The 21,957-nt window shown below is 43.1% G+C and carries 20 protein-coding genes; 6 read left to right on the top strand and 14 right to left on the bottom strand.

Annotated elements, in window-relative coordinates:
- Positions 1-57: 57 nt before the first annotated feature.
- From O9X84_RS02235 to O9X84_RS02210, 6 genes are all read right to left on the bottom strand, one after another.
- Complete coding sequence (locus O9X84_RS02235; protein ID WP_269518012.1) at positions 58-1,473, bottom strand: sensor histidine kinase; 1,416 nt, start codon at positions 1,471-1,473, stop codon at positions 58-60.
- Positions 1,474-1,601: 128 nt separating this feature from the next.
- Entirely contained in the window at positions 1,602-1,898 is a 297-nt protein-coding gene (locus tag O9X84_RS02230; protein WP_269517898.1) for a calcium-binding protein, read from the bottom strand.
- A 297-nt stretch (positions 1,899-2,195) separates the two neighbouring features.
- The gene (locus tag O9X84_RS02225) at positions 2,196-4,268 is read right to left on the bottom strand and encodes a putative bifunctional diguanylate cyclase/phosphodiesterase (RefSeq protein WP_269517897.1); all 2,073 of its coding nucleotides are present in this window, start codon (positions 4,266-4,268) and stop codon (positions 2,196-2,198) included.
- Positions 4,269-4,412: 144 nt separating this feature from the next.
- A complete protein-coding gene (locus O9X84_RS02220) occupies positions 4,413-4,862 on the bottom strand; it encodes a tellurite resistance TerB family protein (RefSeq protein WP_269517896.1) in 450 nt (149 codons plus the stop codon).
- A gap of 85 nt (positions 4,863-4,947) precedes the next feature.
- The gene (locus O9X84_RS02215) at positions 4,948-6,612 is read right to left on the bottom strand and encodes a fused response regulator/phosphatase (RefSeq protein ID WP_269517895.1); all 1,665 of its coding nucleotides are present in this window, start codon (positions 6,610-6,612) and stop codon (positions 4,948-4,950) included.
- Positions 6,613-6,749: 137 nt separating this feature from the next.
- Entirely contained in the window at positions 6,750-7,055 is a 306-nt protein-coding gene (locus O9X84_RS02210; protein WP_269517894.1) for an STAS domain-containing protein, read from the bottom strand.
- A gap of 162 nt (positions 7,056-7,217) precedes the next feature.
- On the opposite strand from O9X84_RS02210, the gene yciH reads away from it, so the two are divergent.
- From yciH to pheA, 3 genes are all read left to right on the top strand, one after another.
- Positions 7,218-7,550, top strand: a complete 333-nt coding sequence (yciH, locus tag O9X84_RS02205) for a stress response translation initiation inhibitor YciH (RefSeq protein WP_269517893.1) — start codon at positions 7,218-7,220, stop codon at positions 7,548-7,550.
- Positions 7,551-7,599: 49 nt separating this feature from the next.
- Complete coding sequence (locus O9X84_RS02200) at positions 7,600-8,400, top strand: response regulator (RefSeq protein WP_269517892.1); 801 nt, start codon at positions 7,600-7,602, stop codon at positions 8,398-8,400.
- Between the two features lie 350 nt (positions 8,401-8,750).
- Complete coding sequence (gene pheA / locus O9X84_RS02195) at positions 8,751-9,932, top strand: prephenate dehydratase (RefSeq protein ID WP_269517891.1); 1,182 nt, start codon at positions 8,751-8,753, stop codon at positions 9,930-9,932.
- A 127-nt stretch (positions 9,933-10,059) separates the two neighbouring features.
- On the opposite strand, the gene tyrA is transcribed toward pheA, so the two are convergent.
- Both tyrA and O9X84_RS02185 read right to left on the bottom strand, forming a co-directional pair.
- Entirely contained in the window at positions 10,060-11,205 is a 1,146-nt protein-coding gene (gene tyrA, locus O9X84_RS02190) for a bifunctional chorismate mutase/prephenate dehydrogenase (RefSeq protein ID WP_269517890.1), read from the bottom strand.
- Positions 11,206-11,522: 317 nt separating this feature from the next.
- Positions 11,523-12,611 carry a 3-deoxy-7-phosphoheptulonate synthase gene (locus O9X84_RS02185; RefSeq protein ID WP_269517889.1) on the bottom strand — a complete coding sequence of 363 codons (1,089 nt, stop codon included), beginning with the start codon at positions 12,609-12,611 and terminating at the stop codon, positions 11,523-11,525.
- A gap of 409 nt (positions 12,612-13,020) precedes the next feature.
- Between O9X84_RS02185 and O9X84_RS02180 the strand changes: the two genes are divergently transcribed.
- Together O9X84_RS02180 and O9X84_RS02175 are read left to right on the top strand one after the other, a co-directional pair.
- Positions 13,021-14,055, top strand: coding sequence for a metal-dependent hydrolase (locus O9X84_RS02180; RefSeq protein ID WP_269517888.1), 1,035 nt, complete (start codon positions 13,021-13,023; stop codon positions 14,053-14,055).
- A gap of 237 nt (positions 14,056-14,292) precedes the next feature.
- A complete protein-coding gene (locus O9X84_RS02175) occupies positions 14,293-15,009 on the top strand; it encodes an enoyl-CoA hydratase/isomerase family protein (RefSeq protein WP_269517886.1) in 717 nt (238 codons plus the stop codon).
- A 130-nt stretch (positions 15,010-15,139) separates the two neighbouring features.
- Here O9X84_RS02175 and rplS read toward each other — a convergent pair whose 3' ends face one another.
- The 6 genes from rplS to O9X84_RS02145 all read right to left on the bottom strand — a co-directional run bounded on the left by rplS (position 15,140) and on the right by O9X84_RS02145 (position 19,672).
- Positions 15,140-15,499: a 50S ribosomal protein L19 gene (gene rplS, locus O9X84_RS02170; protein WP_032094606.1), complete on the bottom strand. Its 360-nt coding sequence runs from the start codon at positions 15,497-15,499 to the stop codon at positions 15,140-15,142.
- 18 nt (positions 15,500-15,517) lie between these two features.
- Positions 15,518-16,234, bottom strand: coding sequence for a tRNA (guanosine(37)-N1)-methyltransferase TrmD (gene trmD / locus O9X84_RS02165; protein ID WP_052010028.1), 717 nt, complete (start codon positions 16,232-16,234; stop codon positions 15,518-15,520).
- A 45-nt stretch (positions 16,235-16,279) separates the two neighbouring features.
- On the bottom strand, positions 16,280-16,801 hold the full coding sequence (rimM, locus tag O9X84_RS02160) for a ribosome maturation factor RimM (protein ID WP_032094546.1): 522 nt from the start codon (positions 16,799-16,801) through the stop codon (positions 16,280-16,282).
- Between the two features lie 23 nt (positions 16,802-16,824).
- Positions 16,825-17,076 carry a 30S ribosomal protein S16 gene (rpsP, locus tag O9X84_RS02155; RefSeq protein ID WP_032094545.1) on the bottom strand — a complete coding sequence of 84 codons (252 nt, stop codon included), beginning with the start codon at positions 17,074-17,076 and terminating at the stop codon, positions 16,825-16,827.
- Positions 17,077-17,330: 254 nt separating this feature from the next.
- On the bottom strand, positions 17,331-18,710 hold the full coding sequence (locus O9X84_RS02150) for a M20/M25/M40 family metallo-hydrolase (protein WP_269517885.1): 1,380 nt from the start codon (positions 18,708-18,710) through the stop codon (positions 17,331-17,333).
- 89 nt (positions 18,711-18,799) lie between these two features.
- On the bottom strand, positions 18,800-19,672 hold the full coding sequence (locus O9X84_RS02145) for a mechanosensitive ion channel family protein (protein ID WP_269517884.1): 873 nt from the start codon (positions 19,670-19,672) through the stop codon (positions 18,800-18,802).
- 428 nt (positions 19,673-20,100) lie between these two features.
- Here O9X84_RS02145 and O9X84_RS02140 point away from each other — a divergent pair, with 428 nt between their 5' ends.
- On the top strand, positions 20,101-21,876 hold the full coding sequence (locus O9X84_RS02140; RefSeq protein ID WP_269517883.1) for an ABC transporter transmembrane domain-containing protein: 1,776 nt from the start codon (positions 20,101-20,103) through the stop codon (positions 21,874-21,876).
- Positions 21,877-21,957: the final 81 nt, after the last annotated feature.

Below are 21,957 nucleotides of genomic sequence, written 5' to 3'. Positions count from 1 at the left end.
ACTTTGCGTGCTTTTTATTTTATATGCTTTCTATTTTGAGACTTCTGAGCTGCGCCTTCAATCTTGCGCTAGAGAAACCCGAAAGCAGACATCCGCATAGTCTACCTCTACCACTTGAACATCGCCATGCATAAGTCGCGCGCAATCTGCGACAATCGATAAACCAAGTCCCGTTCCGATAACATTGTCATTGCGGGGTTCACTACCCCTTATGAAAGGCTCAAACAGGGTTGTTACTGATTCTGGAGAAATCGGCTTTCCATGATTGGCAACATCCAGAATTAGCATGTTTTTAGAAGAGTTGCCCTGCGTGCTCTCTTGCATATAGACCTTAACAAAAATAGGCCTACCAACTGCGCCGTGAGCAACTGCATTGGAAATTAAATTATCAAGCACACGACGAAAAAGTTCCTCATCAAGCAGTACCTTATCAACGCTCACGTCAACGGCAATCTCTCTGTTTTGAATAGCCAGTGCATAATCTTCTATGCAGGCATCAATGAGAGTCCGAGGGTTGTATAGCACTAGCTTCGGCTGAGCCTGTTGAAGTAACAGATTATAATCTAACAGTTTTTCTACCAAAGTATTGAGTCGCTGAGTACTACCACTGAGTAATGACAATACTTCTCGCTGGTTATCATTTAGATCGCCAACCACATTTTCTGATAGCAGACTGCACCCTTCTTTGATACTAGCTAAAGGCGTTTTTAATTCGTGAGCTGCATGGCGAAGTAACGCAGTTCGAATATGCTCAAGTTGTTGAAGGCGGTCGTATAACCAATGCAAATCTTTCTCTACATCGAGTAATTCTTTGGGGGCATGACGAGTTAAAGGCGGCAGCTCGCCTTTGCTGTGGGCTAATATACGAATGATTTTTTTAAGATTATTGACTGGATTTACAATAAGCTGACTGCCTATCAATATCAGCATCAAGGAAACACTGACCAACATAGCAGTAGACCATGCTTGCTTGGCCTGCATAGCGTTCAAATCACTCTGCTGTAACGCCACGCGTTCGGTAATGAGCTTTTCTACATCTTTTCGCAGCTGCTTTACGCTGTCTTTAATAGTGGCTAAATAAGCGTTTAACAACAATTGGTCTTCAATGCTTCGGTAGTCGGCAAGTTGATCGATTTGAGTAGTTAAGAAGCTGCAAACCTCACTATAGCCAAGCCCCTGACACAAATTATCTGCCGCCAGTGCAAATTGCTCTAACGCATTGTCTGATATCGCCGCTACTCTCTCACTCTTTAGTACTGAATATTGACGGATACTTCTTTCGACATCCACCACTGCACTATCAAGTTGCTGAACATCGCCCACTATTTCAACGACAAAACGAGTTTCCAACGTTGTCATCTGACCAACCTTGGCAAGGTCGCTTTGGCTTTGCCACAAAAGCGCAATCAGAGGGATTAGGGCTAACACAAAGCTACCTAATGTTAATTGCCTTAACGAACCTAGCTGAACTATCCGCTCACTTAAGGAAAACTTGTTAACCAGAACCCTACCCTCTTTATTTTTCTGCTGCTTTGCTACAGCTTACGTTGATATCAGCGCAAGTTAGTAGTCACTGACATAACTAATTCTTATTGATTGTGCTACTGGTTAAGCGCGGCAGTAACACCATTGTTGGTTTCGTCTGCTTTAGGCGTAAGCTTACTTTTTGCCAATTCTGTTACTGTAAGCTTGCCATCTTCATCGTCATCAATTAAACCAAAATTCCGCAATAATTCTACATGCTGCACAGCTTCTTTAAGTGAGATAAAACCATCATTATCTTTGTCTAGCTTTTGCATAAGTATATTGGCCTGACCAGCGTTTACTGATCCGACAACCCCCATTTGTAACAAAACAAATGTCAGTAATGTAATACTAATTCTACTTGAAATTTTCATAATGAATCCCTCGCAATAGATACCAAGTTCATACTAGCTAGCTCATTACGCTTTGACTTTGAAAAGCGCTTAAGATGAATAGCGTAAGGCGTCAACGTAAGTGTAAATAATCTCTGCGTTTATGCGTCAAATTAGCCAACATCAGTGGTTGTTACGCTAGCACTTATATTACATAGCTAGATTCGCGCCACTTTATATAAAAATACAAATAGTGCTATTTATCAGATGCTTGAGAAATTAAAAGAATTAACAACATAGATTTGTGTTGCTGATTAGAAACACTTTTATTACACGATTCTACGACTTAAATTGATTTTCATCGTAGAAAGGCGCCAAGCTGAGTAACGTTTTCAACGGAACCGGTTTACTAAACATAAAGCCTTGTACGTTATCGCAACCATGATGTCGTAGGTAGTCCCACTGCTCATAGGTCTCAATTCCTTCGGCACACACGGTCAGAGACAAACGTTTTGCTAAATCGATAATCGCACCGGTTACTAACCTGCTGCGCTCAGAGGTTTGCAGCTCCATAACAAATTGCCGATCAACTTTCAGTGTGTCGATAGTAATTTGTGTTAAATAACTCAATGAAGAATATCCCGTTCCAAAGTCATCTAGGGCAATGGAGCACCCCATATTACTCATTCGCCTAAAAAACTTATTAGACAGCTGGAAGTTCTCAAGATAGGCGCTCTCTGTTACCTCAAACTCCATATTTTCAGGATTTACATCGTAAACATTTAACGTGTTGTATATGTAGTCAAAAAGCTGTGCGTTTCTGAGATCGTGCCCGGATAAATTAACCGACACTTTAAAATTCTGAGGAGCCCAGTGTTTAATATCGGGAAGGTCTATGCATACACGCTTAATTATCCACTGTGTAATGGCAGTAATCTTGCCTCCCTGCTCGGCAATTGGAATAAACTCATTGGGCATGACAAACCCAAATTCCGGATGTTGCCAGCGAATAAGGGCTTCAGCGCCAACAATATGACCGTTATTGTCTACCTTCACTTGGTAATAAACGATAAACTCGTCTTCGCGCAACCCCTGTTCTATGCCATTTGCAATCTGAAGCTTACGTTTATGAGATTCCACCATGTCTGGCGTAAAGAGCGTGTAACTTCCTCGTCCCCTTGCCTTAGACCTATACATTGCTAAATCGGCGTTACTCATGAGGTCACTAAGCTCAAAACCTGCATCACTCGCTTTTGCCACCCCAACGCTTATTCCTACGGTTAAAGAAAGGCCCTGCATTTCAAAAGGCTCGTCAAATGCAGCAAGTAGACGTATTGCTAACTGCTCAGCGGCATAATCGTTTACTTCTCTATCTGGAAGAACGATAAACTCGTCACCGCCTAAACGGGCAAATAAATCGTCATTGCGCAATAGGCGCTGAACTCTGTCAGCAACTTCAATCAAAATCAGATCACCCGTTTCATGACCTAATGAATCGTTAATGCCTTTGAATCCATCTAGGTCAAAGAACAACAGCATTATGTCTTCGTCGTTCCGCTTTGCACGGGCTAACTCAAGTCTCAAATTATCAAGCACGTATTGTCTGTTAGGAAGCCCCGTTAAGCTGTCGTAGTTAGCTAGCCTCGCCATGGTTTCTTGTTGATCAAACAGCGTCTGCTTTTGTTCAAAATTTATCAATAGCTCAACCTCAATAGTATCAAGCAAACTATTGATATTTGACCCCAGTTGACCAAACTCGTTTTGCGAAGAAATAGAGCTTCGCAGTGCATAATCTTTTGTTTCAAAAAGATCCTGCGTAAACCGCTTAAGCTCAAACAATGGCGTAATAAGCCGATGGGTAACCAACAGACAAATCCCAACACACAACAAACCAATGGCAAAAATAAGAAAACCTTGGCGCACTAGTGCTCTTGAACTTTGTACGGGTACAGCAGCGCGAGCGTCAGCATGAATAACTACATGACCAAGAGGATAAGTACTCGTTCCCACAAGGTTGTGCGTAGTAATCACGTCGGTGGAGTGAAATGTTACGCCATAGGGAATGTCGCGAGGCGAAGAAGGAATGGAAGAACCAAAATCAGACTCCTTTCTCAGCACTACTGACGTAATTGAATCGTAGTTAGTATCGTAAAGCGTAGCTGATATGAGGTAGTCATGCTCTCTTACTGATTTAAATATTAACTCATATCTGTCTACATTATCTGACCCGGTGTCGGCAAGTACGCTCAATTGTGACGCCAAACTATTGCTAAGTGCGCTGATATTGTTTTCTACTACCTGTTCCACCTGTGAATTGTGTTCAACCTTGTTGATCACAAATACAGCGGTAGCAAGCGCAGACATCGATATTGCTATTACAATACCCATGGTTAATTTTATCGATTTAAACACCAACACAACCTTGTTAGACGAAACAGTAACGTAATGGACGGCAGATGAGTTTACCCGCTAAAGGGGTAAAATAATATGTGAAGAAGCGTAAAAGACAACTCTTTTAACGCCATATTTGGCGCAATATTCACTAATAGACAAGGCTCAATCGTCTGCCTGGCGCTCCTTTACATCCAATTTTGTTTTGATAAATTGACTGTGAGGCACATAAAGTAAATCTGCGATTTGCCTTATTGTACTCTCCTCAAGAGGCGCCAAAGTTTTGTCTGCATATGCTATGGTCCATAGGCTGCGAATGATGTTTGCTTTTTCTTCACTCCCACAGTGTTCGTTAACTACTCTGGTAAACTGAACCACATCAATAGCATCTTCAGATGTTTGATTCCCTTCTTCTAGTAAGAGGGCCAGCGCTTCATCGTCAATATTTACATGCTTTTTGAGTTGCTGTTGATACGCTTTTCGCTCGTCTTCTGTGACTTCGTTATCGGCATTCACTATTTCGCTCAATAGCGCTGCCGTTGCCAGTTCAAAAGAATATGCCGGTTTCTGTTCTTTTGTTGCATCTTCAAACAAGGTTAAGAATTGTTTAAGCATCGTAGCTCCTGTTGCGATTTTTGTACTTTTAACCTTAACTGCATAACAACGAAAGAAGTTATCGTTTAGTGGTCTAAAATTAGCGCTAACAAGGGCCTGTTTCGAGCACACAAGTTACTTTGCGCCCTCCGTCTTCAAAACCCACTTTTGAGCACAAAGCATGCACCATTGCTAAACCTCGACCAAATGACTCGTCATTATTCACATTTTTTAAGCTGTCCCAGTCAAATCCATTCCCACTGTCTACCACTGAAACTTGTATTTTTTGTTCACTAGGTAAAGACTTAATTCGTATTATTATATTAGCCTCATCAAGCTTTTTCAGTGCTGCTTCTCGCAATTCATAATAAGCATGAAAGCCTTCGCTAGTGCTTTTCATTTCTGAATTGAGTTTTAGGACACCATGCTCTAAAGCGTTATTGAATAATTCGGACAGAACAGTATATAAAACTGAACGTATACTTTGAACTCCTTCACACTGCCCTGCTATCTGTAATACTCGTTGCAATACATCGGGCTGCTTTAATAAATCAGCAGTCAGCGCGACTTCATGGGTAGATGGCAAGCCAAGCTGACTTTTCACAGTTGGTAGGAGTTGGATTGGCTGGGCAGAAAAAATGACAGCAGAGACATCATCGTCAAATGAATCATTTACATTAAATAATAAAGCACTCTCGTATAACGCCTGTGCAGTTATGACTTCATTATTAATGAGTTTTGTCTTAATAACATCATTAATACCATCCTCTAACAGCATGTTTTTCTTGCTATCCATCACTTCTATCAAGCCGTCGCTCACAATAATTAACTGCTCATTATGAGCTAAGTGAACCGTATCACATGCCATGTCAAATTCGTCATCATCTAAGATACCAAGTGCCATATGCCGAGAGGGCCGCTGTCGTAACTCAGATGCCGCTTTTCCAGTAAGCATTACGGCAGGCATGCCACCTTGCCATAGCGTTATATGCGAGCCTGTCGAGTCAATCTCTCCAATTACCGCTGCCATAAACATATCGTGGGGAAGAAACTTTAGTAAAATATTGTTCAGCTCTCTAGCAACTTCAGCCACAGTTACGCCTTGCTGAGACATTTCCTGAAACGCTCTAGTGACCGGTAATGCACCCACAGCAGACGCCAAGCCGTGCCCTGTAAAATCTCCAACGACGAAATAAATGCCGCCGCTTGGGCTTTTCTCGCACAAAAACAAATCGCCATTGAAGCTATCTGCTGGTTTTATGCAGTAATCAAAATAGGAAAGCACCCGGGGATCGTTGACTATTGCATTACTGAAAATATGCTCAACAATAGCGTGTTCGCGAGCGACCCTTTGGTTGAATAGTAATAGCGCCTTATTTTGCTGCTCTATGCGCTGACTCAACGCTCTGATTTTTAAGTGTGCTCGAATTTTGGCAATAAGAATGTGTCTATCGAAGGGCTTAGTCGCAAAATCATTACCGCCAACTTCTAAGCACTTAACAAGGCTGGCTTTATCTTCTAGTGCGGTGATAAAGAGAATAGGGAGATATTCCTTCGACGTATGCTTGCGTAGCTGAGGCACTACATCAAAGCCGCTCATATCTGGCATAATAACGTCGAGTAAAATGAGATCTGGCGATTCTGATTTGAATTTTTCAATGGCCTGTGAGCCATTTTCAGCCTCAATACAATCTTCATAGCCCTCTGCGTTAAGCATATTTAAGAGCAAAATACGATTGATTGGCTCATCATCGACAATAAGAATTTTCATAGTACCTATCCTTAACACTAGAGAGTTCACCGACATTTATTCATGCGCTGAAACACTTTATTTCCTAATGCAGCAGTACTCTAATTGTCTAATTCAGTAGTACTCTACCTTCTAGTACTTAAATTTTTTGTGCCTTCCTAGCGAAGTTTAAACTTTTTGTCGAAACGTGAAATTTCTAGAATTTTACTCACCTGTGGGCGAGCATTTTCTATGCTATACGCGTAGTTGCCACTCTTGAGCGACTTCTGCATGTTTAACAACATACCTAACGCTGAGCTATCCATATACTCTGTAATTGATAAATCCACAGCGATTTCTTTCGTTTTATCAGGCAGGTCGCTATAGGCATTTCTAAATTCCTCAACGTTACTAAAGTCGAACTTTTCTCCCACCCTTATAACTAAAACCTCGCCGTCTTGGCGATACTGCGATGTGATTGTCATTGAGTCTCCAATGTCATTTGTTAAGAAAAATTTCATCATATGTCATCAATTTTGCTATCCTTGATGGTAGTACAAGATTGCAATAATTTCGCAGACATTCTGGCATTCAGCATGACAGTTTTTCTGGGAAATAAAAGGTTAAGTTTAAAGTTAGAGGCAAATATGCAAGATTGGCAAGATGCACTTTTGGTTTACAGTACTGAAAGCGGTAAAGTCAAACCGGAACAGAAGCCCCATTCTCGCTCAGTGTCAGAAGATGGTATCGTTCGTATTCACCGAGAAACAAAGGGCCGTAAGGGTAAAGGTGTGTCTCTTATCAAAGGGTTAGACATGCCACCTGCAGACCTAAAAAAATTAGGTTCAGAACTCAAAAAGAAGTGTGGCTGCGGCGGAGCGGTTAAAGACGGCGTTATTGAAGTTCAAACCGATGATCGGGAAAAACTTCGCCAGTTGTTAGAAGAAAAAAATTATAAGGTAAAACTTGCAGGAGGATAATGTACATCCCTCCTCCTTTTTCATAAACACATAACAAAAAGAGTCTGAAATGGAAAAGCTGTCAATTTCTGATTTACATATTATTTTGGTAGAGCCTTCTGATACACAGAGGAAGATAATCACTACCTTATTGCTTAAAGAAAGTGTTAAGGAAATTGATCCTGTTAGTACATTCGGTGAAGCAAAATCAGCCATCCGCGCACACGGCGCCGACTTGGTCGTTAGCTCAATGTACTTTGAGGACGGAACCGCCCTGGAACTGCTTAAATTCATAAAAGAGAGTGATGAGTTTAACACTATCCCATTCATGTTAGTTTCAAGCGAAAATCGAATGAGTAAGTTAGAAGAATTTAAACAGGCCGGCGTTGCAGCTATTCTGCCTAAACCATTTGAACCGCTTCACCTTTCTAGAGCACTAAATGCAAGCCTTGACCTTATCAATCACGATGAGCTTGACTTAGACCTGTTTGATGTACATGACGTGAGAGTATTATTGGTAGACGATAGTAAACTGGCACGCAACCATATTCGTAGAGTGTTAGAAGGTATGGGATTACAACGAATTAAAGAGGCCGAAAACGGTGCTATGGCGTTGACATTTATCAAAGATGAAGCTTTCGATTTGGTAGTAACCGATTACAACATGCCGGAAATGGATGGAAGAGAACTATCTGAATTCATCAGGTTCAACCCAGAGACAACGCATATCCCAATTATAATGGTTACATCAGAATCTGCTGACAGTATGCACATGGCAAACATTCAGCAAACTGGCGTGAATGCCCTATGCGATAAGCCCTTTGAGCCTACAGAAGTAAGGCAGATGCTTTCGGCCCTATTAAGTCACTAAACTAATAGGTTTTTATCACTATATTGAGCTATTGAATGAGGCGATAGCTCAATTATTGCTGGTAAAGCTGTGGTTTCTAGCTACTCCGCCTCCCGAATCTAACCTTTAAAATTTATTTCAACTTTTGCGAAGAAATAATTTACGTAGCTTGTAAAAAAGAATTGACAGATATAGGTAATACACTTACATTCGCAATATGAAAACGAATAAAAAGCACGTAGCCATCTTATTTTTTGCGTTTACATCCTTTAACTAGGGGGGCGCAGCTACATGCATAAGAACCTCCCTTCAGGGAGGTTTTTTTTTACAACTTTTAAAGTCACAGATTTAGATTTTTATACGGGAATATTATGTCAGACAATGCACTAGATGCTGTTAGGAAGCGTATTACTGCGCTTGACAGTGAATTATTAAACTTATTGGCTGAAAGAAGAAAACTCACCAACGAAGTAGCCGAAACAAAAATCAAACATCACATCCCCGTACGAGATCAAAAACGTGAAGAGCAGCTTCTCGTACGTTTAATTAAGGAGGGACAGCGAGTAAACTTAGACCCTCACTATGTAACGCAACTCTTTCATGTGATCATTGAAGACTCAGTGCTTAATCAACAGGCTATGCTTGCTGAACGGGCAAACCCAGGCAGTACCTTACCCCTCAATCGAGTCGCTTTTTTAGGTGATAAAGGGTCATATTCCTACCTTGCTACCCAAAAGTATTTTTCTCGCCGCCCTGGTGAGTTATTAGAGATTGGGTGCCAGAGCTTTGCTGAAATCATCCACAAGGTAGAAAATACTGAAGCTGATTACGCCGTATTACCTATTGAAAACACTACCTCAGGCAGTATCAACGAAGTTTACGACCAACTCCAACACACTCAATTGAGTATTATTGGTGAACTCACGCACCCTATTCGCCATACTCTATTGGTAGGTACTAACACTTCAATTGAAAAAATTAAGACACTGTATGCTCACCCTCAAGTTTTTACACAGTGCAGTCACTTTTTAGCGGAGTTGGGCAACGTGGAAGTAAAAACCATGGACAGTACCTCTTCTGCAATGCTTACGGTGAGTGATTTAGCGCGTGATGACGTGGCCGCCATTGGTAGCGAAGCAGGTGGAAACCTTTATGGTCTTACAGCGATAAAAAGTAATTTAGCCAATCAAAAAGAAAACCACAGCCGCTTTATTGTTGTGGCAAGAAACGCAGTGACTGTACCGCTGCAAGTTCCGGCAAAAACCACACTTGTTATGTCAACAATTCAAAAGCCGGGTGCGCTCGTTGAAGCACTACTTGTATTGCGAGAAAATAAGATAAATATGACGAAGCTAGAGTCTCGCCCCATTCCAGGGAACCCTTGGGAGGAAATGTTTTACATTGATGTTGAAGGCAACGTGGAAGATGGCCCTGTGCAGATCGCGTTTGCTTCGCTACAAAGCATTACTCGTTATATTAAAGTACTTGGTTGCTATCCTAGCGAGGAAATAAGCCCTACTAAGGTGGCTGCGGCAAGCGCTCTTGCGCAGTAACTAAAAACCGCCGTGACAATCATAAGGTTATTGATTTCGCGAAGACCAAAAAAGCGAGGCATCAAACGATACCTCGCTTTTTTATATTGATTAACTCAAAAACCTTTTATGCCTACTGAGCGAGATTTTATTTGTCTCTCAATAGCTGCCCATCGTCAGCTTTCAGCAATAACTGTTTACTATCCACTAAACATTTTTTTGCATAATCGCCAAACCAGCCGCCAACTTTCATAAACTGCTCAACAAACCCTTTCTTATCACCACTTTCTAACAGTGATAACGCTAATCCAAAGCGCTCGTAAAATCTTCGCAATAGTGCAAAATTATCGGGGTTATTAAAAATAATGTCGGCGTATAACTGAGGAGACTGAGCAAACAATCGTCCAACCATAGCCAATTCTAAGCGATAGATAGGCGAGCTGAACATGGTCAGTGAGTCTAAATTGGGGTTTTCACCTTTAAGATGTTGGCCATACACAAACGTGTTGAAGTGGCGCATAACCTGTATATATGCCATAGCCTCATCGTGCTCTTTTGCGCTAGAGTTGTGAACAGTCGCGCCCCAGATTCGCATTTGCTCTATTAACCACTCATACTTATCACTGCCGCGACCTTTACACACCACCACCACCTGCTTAATCATACCCGGGGCGTCAGGCCCAAACATGGGATGTAATCCCACCACAGGCCCTTTGTGAACACCAAGCATGGCGTTTAGCGGCATTGCTTTTATACTGGTAATGTCTGCAAGAATACAGTTATCAGGTAGCATGGTTAAGCGCTTTATAACCGCTTCGGTTAAATTGATAGGTACTGCCACAATAACTAGTGAAGCGTTTGACAACAGTGTATGCGCGCTTCCATTTTCCCAGTCGTCTTTTTCAACAACGCCCACGTTGTATTTACTGCGCTGAAACAAACTAACAAACACTCGTCCGAGTGCACCCCCACCACCAATAACAACCACATTGTCAATATCTGGTTTCACGCAGCGGTATTCATTGTTTTGGGTATGATAAGATTCGCGCATAACGCGGCGAAGAAGATCTTCGGTTAAATCAGCAGAAACGCCCATTTCTTCAGCTTGTTGTCGCCTTGAAGCAATAAGGGCTTTCTCCCGTTCGGGAACGTAAACAGGCATTCCCGCTTGCGCTTTAATCTTCCCTACTTTGGTGGTGATTTCATTGCGCTTTGAAAGCAGTTCAACGAGCTGGGTATCCAGCTCGTCGATGCCTTCGCGCAGTGATGCCAATTGCTGTGAAAAATCGGCCATTGTGGTTTATCCTTGAATCAAATGGCACTAGGGCGTGTTGATCTTTGTTGTACGAGTTTTGGGCTAAATGGAAGCATTTTAATCGCGAAACAGTCCTGTAGGCCTAGTGGGCTAAGTCAAAGGGCCCAAATAAAAAAGCGGCGACAAAGAGTGAAATGCTTCCATAACGCCCCCTTCGGGCAGCGCCTGTGAGCTATTTACTCTGCGTTGAATGGTTTCGATTTAGCCTGCTAGACCTTCAACCATTCGCCTTGTCTAAATAGCTCACAGACCGCTGCAAAAATGTACAGCAAAGATCAACACGCCCTAGCAATTTGTTATGCTACTGTGCGCTTATTTTGACGTAAGGGTAGCACAGTTATCAATTTATCTCTGGTTTGAGATATGAGGTTTTCAGTGCTTTCCCAATCAATACAGCCATCGGTAATTGAAACACCATAGTCTAACTCCTCGTATTTCTTACCTTCTGCTTTTTGATTGCCAGGCTTTAAGTGACTCTCGAGCATAATGCCGATAATAGATTGATTACCCTCCAAAATTTGATTGACCACATTTTGCGCAACTAAAGGCTGACGACGGTAATCTTTTGAAGAGTTAGCGTGGCTGCAATCAACCACTAAACCTGCCGTAAGATTCGCATCTTGCATCTCAAGTTCGCACTCAGAAACGCACACTGAATCGTAATTAGGCTGCTTCCCGCCACGAAGAATAATATGCCCATCTGGATTCCCGCTAGTACCAATGATACTCACTTGGCCTTGCTTATTAATTCCCATAAAACGATGGCCTGACGCAGCTGACTTAAGCGCATTGATAGCAATACCTAAACCGCCGTCTGTGCCATTTTTGAAACCCACTGGCATGGATAGGCCACTTGCCATTTCTCGGTGAGTTTGCGACTCTGAGGTACGCGCACCAATAGCTGACCAGCTAAATAACTCAGCGAGGTACTGGGGGCTGATAGGATCGAGTGCTTCGGTTGCAACCGGAAGCTCTAATTCTGCTAACCAAATTAAAAGTTCTCGGGCTTTGCGTAAGCCAGCTTCAATATCGAACGTGCCATCGAGATGCGGGTCGTTAATTAAGCCTTTCCAGCCTGTCGTAGTACGAGGCTTTTCAAAATAAACGCGCATCACAATAAATAGCGTGTCTTTACATGACTCATGAAGTTCTTTTAGCTTCAACGCATACTCTTTGGCCGCTTCCACATCATGGATTGAGCATGGACCACAAACCACAAGCATACGGTGGTCACGGCGATGAATGATATCTGAAATAATTTGGCGTGAATCTGAGATAGCCGCTAACGCTTTGTCTGAAACAGGCAGTTCAGCACTTAACGCATCAGGAGTAATAAGCACATCTTCTGCACTTACGTGAACATTATTAACAGTGTCCTTGATCATGGAAAGCTCTCTTAACTAAAAAATGAAAAAAATTATTAAACGCCAAAAGAGTATGCAACCTGCATGTAAACCTTATTGTACAACCAGCTTTTTCTATATTTCTTTAACGTCGTTGACTTTTTAACAATTAACCACTAGTGAAGCAAGCAATAACGCATAATACTTTGATCTAGGTTAGATGCGAAGATAATGAATGGCCATAATGGGGTTTTGTCATCCACTGCGAGCATTTATTGACCAGTTGTGAGCTTATGGGTTTTCTGTGTTTTGGGATGCTTTTGAGATATAAAGCATGGCGCTTTAGAGAGATGTGATGCTTTCTCAAACAGTATGGGTTGCTTTACGAGGAAATTGGCCTGATGAAGGGCTCCCGTCGTATGAGTATAAATTCAAAAACTAAGTAGACTATATGGACTCCCTCACACAAGCGGCATTAGGTGGCGCAGTTGGTTATGCGGTACTTGGAAACAAAATGGGTAGAAAAGCGGCTTTATGGGGCGCAATACTTGGCACCGTTCCGGACTTAGATGTTTTTTTACCCTACGAGGGTGCCGTTGAAGCATTTACCTACCACCGCAGCTTTAGCCACTCGCTGTTAGTTCATTTGCTTGTTAGCCCATTAATTGTGTGGTTACTCACACACATTCACAAAGGCACATCGACATTCAAATACCGTTGGTTTTGGTTGGTATTTTTGTGTTTATCTACCCACGCAATTTTAGATAGCTGTACGGTTTATGGTACTCAGTTGTTGTGGCCCATAACCGAATACCCCTTTGCCATATCGAACATATTCATTATCGACCCATTGGTCACTATTCCGTTACTTGTTGGCTTGATAATGGTTTTATTGCCCAAGATTCAAAACATAACAAAAGCGCGAGCCAATGCATTCGGTATACTTGTAAGTTGCATCTATTTAGGTTGGTCACTTATAGGCAAACTTATTATTGATAACAACGTTGAATCGGCGTTAGCCAAACAAGGTATTCAGTCACAGCACTACATGAGTACACCTGCGCCGTTCACTACACTGTTATGGCGTATCGTGGTAGTCGCTGAAGACAAATATTATGAAATCTATACCTCTGTTTTTGATTCACCCGATGATGTGAGTGTTAGCGCCTACCCTACCGCCCCTGAACTGCTCAGGCCCGTTCAATCCGAGTGGAGCATAAAACGCTTACAATGGTTTACTAAAGGATTATATTCTGTGCGATTACAAGATGATGACATCATTCTCTCAGACTTAAGAATGGGCGTAGAATGTGCTTATGCGTTTAACTTTAAGGTCGCCGAACAAACGGATTCAGGCGTTGAGGTGGGTTCATTTGAAAAATTCAGTGAACGGCCCGACTTAAGCGACATACAGTCTATTTGGCAGCGTATTTGGGACCCGTCGATTTCATTAGCACCAAGTGCAGACCAGCAACCGTCTTGCTAGTAATTCGTGCCCGTAACATGAGCCCATAACATGAGCCCATAACATGAGCCCGTAACGTGAGCACGTAACGTAAGTTCGCTCTTCTGCGTGGTGGTTGCCTAGCGCCCCGTAGTGCAAATTTACAATAAGACTGCAATGGTTTGCATGCATCAATGAATAAATATCATTAGGTTAAATTTCTCATTTGCTTTTATTTGTAGAAGAATACGGTTAACAATAAAGTAAAAGAGACCGCCAATGGAAAATATAGCGTTAACTTACGATGGTGACGTGGCTATTCTAACGATGCAAAACGGTGAAAATCGACACAACCCCGACTTTGCTCAGGACATGTTAAACAGCTTACAGTGCGTTATCGAGAACACCTCGTGTAAAGCGCTGGTGATCACATCAAGTGATGAAAAGTGCTTTAGTTTAGGTATTGATACCGCTTGGTTAATGCCTGCAATGAAGGCGCAGCAGTTTGATGAAATTAAAGCGTTTATGCATAGTATGGATGACGTATTTAAAACCCTACTGTTGTTTCCCCTACCGGTGATCGCCGCCATTAACGGTCATGCTTTTGGCAACGGAGCTATTCTTGCTTGTGCATGTGATTTTCGTTTTATGCGTTCAGACAAAGGGTTCTTTTGTTTTCCTGAAGTCGATTTATCTATCCCCTTTTTACCCGGCATGATTGAATTTGTAAAAAAAGCCATGCCTTATTATCGTTTTAACGAGATGAAACTGTCAGGCCGGCGCGTGTCGGGTATTGAACTCGAGCAAGACCATGTCATAGCAAAAGCCTATGACAGCCGAGAAGCGTTAATGCTTGGTGCAGTTAAATACGCCAAAACATTTGATAAAAAGCGGGCTATCTTTGGTGAACATAAAAAACGCCTTCACAAGCATATTATTCGCGTTATCGACACAGAGAACAACGCGCTTATAGATTCGCTATCACTTATAGTGTAGGGCGCTCATCTCCAATACACCCTCGGTAATACGTGTTTCTCGTTATTTTCGGTGGGGTTTATTCAGACACAAAAAAACCCGCACATGGCGGGTTTTTTCGAAGTTAACAATAACGCAAGAATTAATAATCTTAGTTAAGCTTCTCTTTGATACGTGCAGATTTACCTGAACGCTCACGTAGATAATAAAGCTTAGCACGACGAACCGCACCGCGACGTTTAACTTCAACAGAAGCGATTTGCGGGCTGTGTGTTTGGAACACACGCTCAACGCCTTCGCCGCTAGAAATCTTACGTACGGTAAAAGACGAGTGCAGACCACGGTTACGCTTAGCGATAACAACACCTTCATAAGCCTGAAGACGCTCTTTGTCACCTTCGGTAACGCGAACTTTAACAATTACTGTGTCACCTGGACCAAATTCAGGTACATCAGTTTTAAGCTGTGCTTGCTCAATTTTTTTGATGATATCTTGACTGACTTTGCTCATCATATCCTCTCGTCCTAGTTAACTGTCATCTCGCCGCAGCTGCGCTTGGAATAATTCAAGCAAACGCATCTGCTCCTCAGTCAGAGCTAGGTGATTTAACAAATCAGGGCGACGTTGCATAGTTCTACCTAAAGACTGCATCAGTCGCCACTGCCTAATTTTTTCGTGATCACCACTTAATAACACCTCGGGCACCTTTTGACCTTCTAGTACTTCTGGCCGCGTATAATGCGGGCAATCCAAAAGACCGTCTGTGAAGGAATCTTCTACTGCTGAGGCTTTATGCCCTAGCACGCCGGGAACTAATCGAGCAACTGCGTCCATTAAGACCATCGCCGGAAGCTCTCCACCGCTTAACACATAATCACCAATGGAGACTTCTTCATCTACATGGCTTTCGATTACGCGTTCGTCGATTCCTTCGTATCGACCGCAAATTAAAATTGTGCGTTCGATACTGGCCAAGCGTTTAACGCCAGCCTGATCAAGGGGTTTTCCTTGGGGTGATAAGTAGATCACCTTACTGTTTTCACCGCCAATATTCTTGGCAGCGTGTATCGCGTCAGTTAGCGGTTTTACCATCATAAGCATACCGGGTCCGCCTCCGTAGGGGCGATCGTCTACTGTACGATGGCGATCATGAGTAAAGTCACGGGGGTTGAAGGTATCAACCGATAATTTACCAGATTTAACTGCCCTACCTATTACACCCTGTTGGGTAAATGGGGAAAACATATCTGGAAAAAGGCTAATAACTCCGAACCACTTTTCCGGTGTCACTTAAAACCCCGGGTCCCAGTCAACTTTAATGACCTTCGCTTCCTTATCTACCTCGTGTACGACTTCGTCGAATACAAAAGGCACAAGTCTTTCTTTTTGACCAAAGGCATCGCCTACATTAGCTTTAACGTGAATAACGTCGTTAGCACCTGTGTTAAATACCTCTTTCACCACACCTAAGTCGTAACCTTGCGTAGTTACCACTTTCATGCCGGTGAGCTCTCGCCAGTAAATGCCATCGTCGCCCAAGTCGGGAAGTTGCGAAGCGTTAATGTAAATATCCAAGTTTTTGACGCGTTCAGCATCATCTCGGTTCTCTACACCCTCAATCTTTGCAACTAGGCTTTTGCCGTGCGTTCGCCATTGATCAATCGAACATTCTTTTTCTTCACCAAGAAACCAAGGCGTGTACTCGAAAATGCCCTCTGGCTTTTCTGTATAGCTGTTGATTTTGACCCAACCTTTAACGCCGTAGGGCGCTCCAATTTTGCCAACAATCACTTTGTCAGACGCTAGACTCATCTATACTCACCAGTTAAAACAGCTTACGCTGCAGATTTTTTCGCTTCTTTTACCAAGCTAGATACGCGATCTGATAAGCCCGCGCCTACGCCAACCCAGTAATCTACACGTTCAAGATCGATGCGAAGACGTTCCGCTTGACCTTGTGCAGTTGGGTTGAAGAAACCGATGTTTTCAATGAAACGACCGTTTCTTGCACGGCTGCTATCAGCAACCACTAGTTGATAAAATGGACGCTTTTTCGCGCCACCACGCTGTAAACGAATAGTAACCATAAAATGCCTCGAACTCGTTGTAGCGTTACCGTTAACTTAACCCCTCTTGTCACGCGCAAAAAGTAAGCGCCTGATAGAAGGCTGGCGAATTATACGGATGTGGTGTTCGAATGCAAGTAATAATGCGGGATAAATGGGATTTAGCGGGCCTGACATGCCGGTCTTGCGGCCCGCTTGAATTTGGGGTCAAACTTACACGTTAAGTAATGTGGTGCACTAAAGGTCTACACTCACTTTTGAAAAAGATACGCGATCTATTTTGGGGTGCCTTGTTTTGGGGGGCCTTGTTTTGGGGTGTCTTGTTTTGGCGGTCCTTGTTCGCTTAATCGATATATGAGCACAGCTGCCTTGTGAATGTTTTGAGCAAATGTAGACATGTCAGCAACTTCATCTTTCGTGTGGCCGCCATCTCCCATCAATCCTAAGCCATCTATAGCCATGTCGACATGGTCTGCGGCAAATGAAATATCAGCCGCCCCTGCATTGCGGGGGTTTACTGGCGCAATCGGTCCGTAGCCTAACGACTCACTCACGTCGCTATACATTTTTAAAAGGGCGTAATTTTGTTCGGTTGGCGCCATTGGTGGATAGCCTTCAGCGAAGGTAAGCGTTGCCGACGTGCGCGCTAAATTGTTAGTCACTATGTCTTGCATCACACGCTTTGCTTTAGTGAGCTCAGCTTGGGTCAGTGTGCGAATTCCACCTTTTACAGTCACCTCTTTGGCTACCACATTTGTTTTTCCAAAGCCTTGGACAATAGAATTTTCGGCATGAACCTCCACTTCGGTTCCTCCCGCAATTAACCCTGGGTTAAAGGTAATGTTACCAACACCGGCTAGTTCTTCTCGAAATGTGTTTAAGATACGCGCAGTTTCAAAAATAGCCCCATAACCTATGCTGTCGGTAAATATTTGAGAAGAATGAGCAGGTTTACCCGCTACATCCAACTGCCACCCTATTGAACCCCTCCGAGCAACTACTGCGGTTTTAATATCGCCATCAGCATCTTCAAAACCCAATGCGACGTCTGCCCAAACAGCTGCATCAATTAGTGCTTTTTTCGATAATGAAAGTGGACGCCCACTACTTTCTTCATCGCCAGTCATTACTACTTTTATGCTCACCTTATCTAGCAGGTCGAGTGCTTTGAGCGCCTGCAGGGCGGCAATAATTATCACATCGCCACCCTTCATATCTGTAATACCAGGGCCGGCAATATGAGTCTCATCTAAATGGCGGTACGTCTGAAATGCATCATCTTTTGCAAATACCGTGTCTAAATGACCAATCATCAGTATTTTCGGCCCTGTATTGCCGTAGCTGGCTACCAAGTGCCCTGCTCGATTAAACTCGGCGCCATCAACCCACTGGGTGTCAAAGCCCATTGCATCAAATTCAGAGCGATAAATAGCGCCAACTTTTTTAACACCGTCAAAATTCATCGTGCCGCTATTAATATTCACCGTCTTTTCTAACGTTGTCATTGACTGCTCAAGAGATTGGTCGATGTACTGCGTGATTTTTTTCTCAGTTGCAGTATCTGCCATACTGGTATAGCTAATTACGCACAAAAAACTTGTAGCGATTGTTAGGCTAGCCACCTTTTTTATTTTTCTATTCATCTTTGGTGTCATCTTTTGGCATCCTTACGGTTAGGTGAAACAGTCAACCCACCTTTTTAATATAAGCGATTAAATAGGGTGAGTAATAGCATTTACTGTCATCATACACCTTCATTATCATTGTGATTGCTAAGCGGCAACGGCTCCTTAAACGTAAGCGTGCGATAAGGGAATGGAATTTCAATACCGGCTTCGTCTAAGGCTTTCTTAATTGCTGTTACAACAAGGTCCCTACTTTTGTGCATATCGAGGGGTCGTGAGTTTGCCCACCAGCGAACGGTGAAATCAAGAGACGATGAATTGAATTCACGGGCGTAAACTTCAACACCTCGCTGTTGATTTATGTCGTCGAGGCCTTCTAATGCACTACGAATAACTTCACGGGCACTATCGACATCTTCACCATAGGCAACGCCAACAACAAGATCAAAGCGACGAAGTGACAGGTCAGTGAGTACATAGACGGGGTTTTTAAACAGAAAGCTATTGGGAACGATGATGAGCTGATCATCCGTTTTGCGAAGATAGGTTTCTCTAACCGTTATTTTTTCAACTTTCCCTTTAATGCTCTCGCATTCAACAAAATCCCCGATGCGCATGGGCTTGCGCAACATGATTAATATGCCCGCAAAGAAATTCTCGAAAATATCTTTAAACGCAAGGCCTACTGCTACAGAGCCCAACCCTAATACAGTGAGTAACTTCGCTGGTGTGAGGCTAGGAAAAATGATGGTAATGGCAATAAGAAAACCTACAGTCCATATGGTTACTTTAATAAGACTGGCAAATAATTCGCACAATGAACGGCGGATTTTCGAATTTTTTAAAGACCGCTTTAAAAAGGCAGTGAGCATTCGAGCCAGCAGCCATGTGATGATGAGAACCACGAGTGCAATAGCAAGTAGCGGAAGTAACTCTACAAACCCCACCCACATTCGCTGAACTTTTTGAAATAGTGGCTCAATAAAATTCACCAAGATGCTCCATAAATGAAAGGTTTAACACAGAAGTGACTGAAACCTTATTAGTTTTTTGTAGCATAAACTAAACACTTGCAACACCCAAGATTGTTTTAGCGCGGGTTATATTCAACATGTATGCGAACCTGAGACAACGCTGACAGCAGCAAACAAGTCCTTTGATCCTAAAAGCGGCGCAACGAAAAATTAGCTTATCGAAAAGTGGCTTATCTACTAGGGCGTGTTGATCTTTGCTGCAAAAACGTACAGCAAAGTTCAACACGCCCTAGGGGCTAACTCCCATCCAACTGATTTACTGCAAATGTAGTCGCATGTACAAATCAACTGGAGCCATTAACACGTATACTCAATTCTAATGCGCCGCATGTGGCGATTGCAGAGCACCTTAAACAAACCCCCGAAGTATTGATAAAGAGGCTATTTTGACGACTCCACTTGATGAAGTGTCCACTAAACAGGTTTTGCATTGGATTGGCTCTCACTTAAGCCATTACAAAAAAAGAGTAGCGGGTGCAATTGTCGCCCTGCTCACGGCCGCTATTGCTTGGCTAATGCTTGGCCAAGGGATCAAATATGCTATCGACAACGGGTTTGTGGACAACGCCTCTGACACGCTGAATCAAGCAACCGTTGTTGTACTAGGTATAACCTTGTTAGCCTGTATTGCTACCTATGCTCGTTTCTATTTAATGACATGGCTAGGTGAGAGAGTAAGCGCGGATATAAGAAACCAAGTTTATTCTCATTTGCTGTCATTGCCCCCGTCGTTTTTTGCCGAATTGAGAACCGGTGAGGTTATCTCTCGATTTACCAGTGATACCACGGTTATCCAGACAGTCGTTGGTATGAGCCTGTCAATGACTCTGCGTTCTGTGATTACATTCATGGGAGCTCTGATTTTAATGGGTATATCGAGCCCCTTGTTAACGCTGTGCGTTATTGTGGCAGTACCTGCGGTATTAGTACCTATTAAAGTACTTGCTCCACAAGTCAGGAAGTTTGCCAAAATTAGTCAAGACAAAGTGGCAGACTTAGGCTCACACATAGATGAGAGTCTTCATGAAATCATGACAGTGCAGGCTTATACGGCAGAAAATAAAGAACGCTCTCATTTTGCCTCAAGAGTAGAAGCTGCCATGGGTGCCGCTGAACACCGAATACATTATCGCTCGCTGCTTATTGGCTGCATAATGTGTTTAAGCATGACGGCGATTATTTTTATCGCATGGGTTGGCGCACGCCAAGTGCTAGAAGGGCAAATGTCCGTCGGTGAACTATCCGCCTTTTTGTTCTATGCGGTAATGGCTGGTGGCAGCGTCGCTACAATAAGTGAAGTTATAGGAGAAGTGCAGCGCGGCGTGGGCGCCAGCGAGCGTCTTTATCAACTTATCCAAGCTGAATCAGATATTCAGCCCCCTTCAAGTCATACAGACAATGAAAAAACGGTTGCCACATTCGCGGAAAATGCGTCTCCTGCAATAAACATCAACAATGTCAGTTTTAGCTACCCTAGCAGTAAAGCACTGTTTACTAACCTCAACCTCAATATCCGCGCTGGAGAAAAACTGGCGCTGGTTGGCCCTAGCGGCGCAGGCAAGACGACATTATTTCAGCTTCTTATGCGTTTTTATGAGCCATCATCGGGCAGCATTGAGTTTAACGAAACCAACATCAACAACCTGCCATTAGCGCAATTACGTAATCAAATAGCGGTAGTCACTCAAGAGCCTGTGGTATTTGCTCGTTCTGTGATGGACAACATCCGCTATGGAAAACCCGAGGCTACTGATGAGGATGTGGTTAAAGCGGCAAAACTTGCTTTTGCCCACGAGTTTATTGATGCCCTCGATAACCGATACGACACCCAGCTTGGTGAACGCGGAATTAAATTATCGGGTGGGCAAAAACAACGCATCGCCATCGCCCGAGCTATTTTAGCCGACCGACCTATTTTACTGCTTGATGAGGCAACCAGTGCCCTCGATGCCATGAGTGAGCGAATGGTTCAACAGGCAATTAACCGCTTAATGGAAGGGAAAACCAGCATTGTGATTGCTCATCGACTAGCAACGGTTCAACACGCCGACCGCATTGTTGTAATGGATGAAGGAAGCATAGTGGCCACTGGGGATCATGCCTCTTTGATGAAAAGCGATACCTTGTATAGGGAATACGCTGAACTGCAATTGCTTAGCTGAACCGCCTATGGTGCTATACGGTATGAATCTGTACTAGCCAAAAGTCTAATTAATAGACAAAAAACTTATAACTAATGGGTT

Origin of the sequence: Alteromonas sp. BMJM2 (genome assembly GCF_027257845.1) — a bacterium.
Taxonomy (GTDB): Bacteria; Pseudomonadota; Gammaproteobacteria; order Enterobacterales; family Alteromonadaceae; genus Alteromonas.
This window is presented reverse-complemented; position numbering and strand designations above follow the sequence as displayed.

Excerpts from the sequence above, each read along its gene's own strand:
- O9X84_RS02230 (WP_269517898.1), bottom strand. The coding sequence starts at position 1,898 with ATGAAAATTTCAAGTAGAATTAGTATTACATTACTGACATTTGTTTTG.
- O9X84_RS02220 (WP_269517896.1), bottom strand. The coding sequence starts at position 4,862 with ATGCTTAAACAATTCTTAACCTTGTTTGAAGATGCAACAAAAGAACAG.
- O9X84_RS02215 (WP_269517895.1), bottom strand. The coding sequence starts at position 6,612 with ATGAAAATTCTTATTGTCGATGATGAGCCAATCAATCGTATTTTGCTC.
- O9X84_RS02210 (WP_269517894.1), bottom strand. The coding sequence starts at position 7,055 with ATGACAATCACATCGCAGTATCGCCAAGACGGCGAGGTTTTAGTTATA.
- yciH (WP_269517893.1), top strand. The coding sequence starts at position 7,218 with ATGCAAGATTGGCAAGATGCACTTTTGGTTTACAGTACTGAAAGCGGT.
- O9X84_RS02200 (WP_269517892.1), top strand. The coding sequence starts at position 7,600 with ATGGAAAAGCTGTCAATTTCTGATTTACATATTATTTTGGTAGAGCCT.
- pheA (WP_269517891.1), top strand. The coding sequence starts at position 8,751 with ATGTCAGACAATGCACTAGATGCTGTTAGGAAGCGTATTACTGCGCTT.
- tyrA (WP_269517890.1), bottom strand. The coding sequence starts at position 11,205 with ATGGCCGATTTTTCACAGCAATTGGCATCACTGCGCGAAGGCATCGAC.
- O9X84_RS02185 (WP_269517889.1), bottom strand. The coding sequence starts at position 12,611 with ATGATCAAGGACACTGTTAATAATGTTCACGTAAGTGCAGAAGATGTG.
- O9X84_RS02180 (WP_269517888.1), top strand. The coding sequence starts at position 13,021 with ATGGACTCCCTCACACAAGCGGCATTAGGTGGCGCAGTTGGTTATGCG.
- O9X84_RS02175 (WP_269517886.1), top strand. The coding sequence starts at position 14,293 with ATGGAAAATATAGCGTTAACTTACGATGGTGACGTGGCTATTCTAACG.
- rplS (WP_032094606.1), bottom strand. The coding sequence starts at position 15,499 with ATGAGCAAAGTCAGTCAAGATATCATCAAAAAAATTGAGCAAGCACAG.
- trmD (WP_052010028.1), bottom strand. The coding sequence starts at position 16,234 with ATGTTTTCCCCATTTACCCAACAGGGTGTAATAGGTAGGGCAGTTAAA.
- rimM (WP_032094546.1), bottom strand. The coding sequence starts at position 16,801 with ATGAGTCTAGCGTCTGACAAAGTGATTGTTGGCAAAATTGGAGCGCCC.
- rpsP (WP_032094545.1), bottom strand. The coding sequence starts at position 17,076 with ATGGTTACTATTCGTTTACAGCGTGGTGGCGCGAAAAAGCGTCCATTT.
- O9X84_RS02150 (WP_269517885.1), bottom strand. The coding sequence starts at position 18,710 with ATGACACCAAAGATGAATAGAAAAATAAAAAAGGTGGCTAGCCTAACA.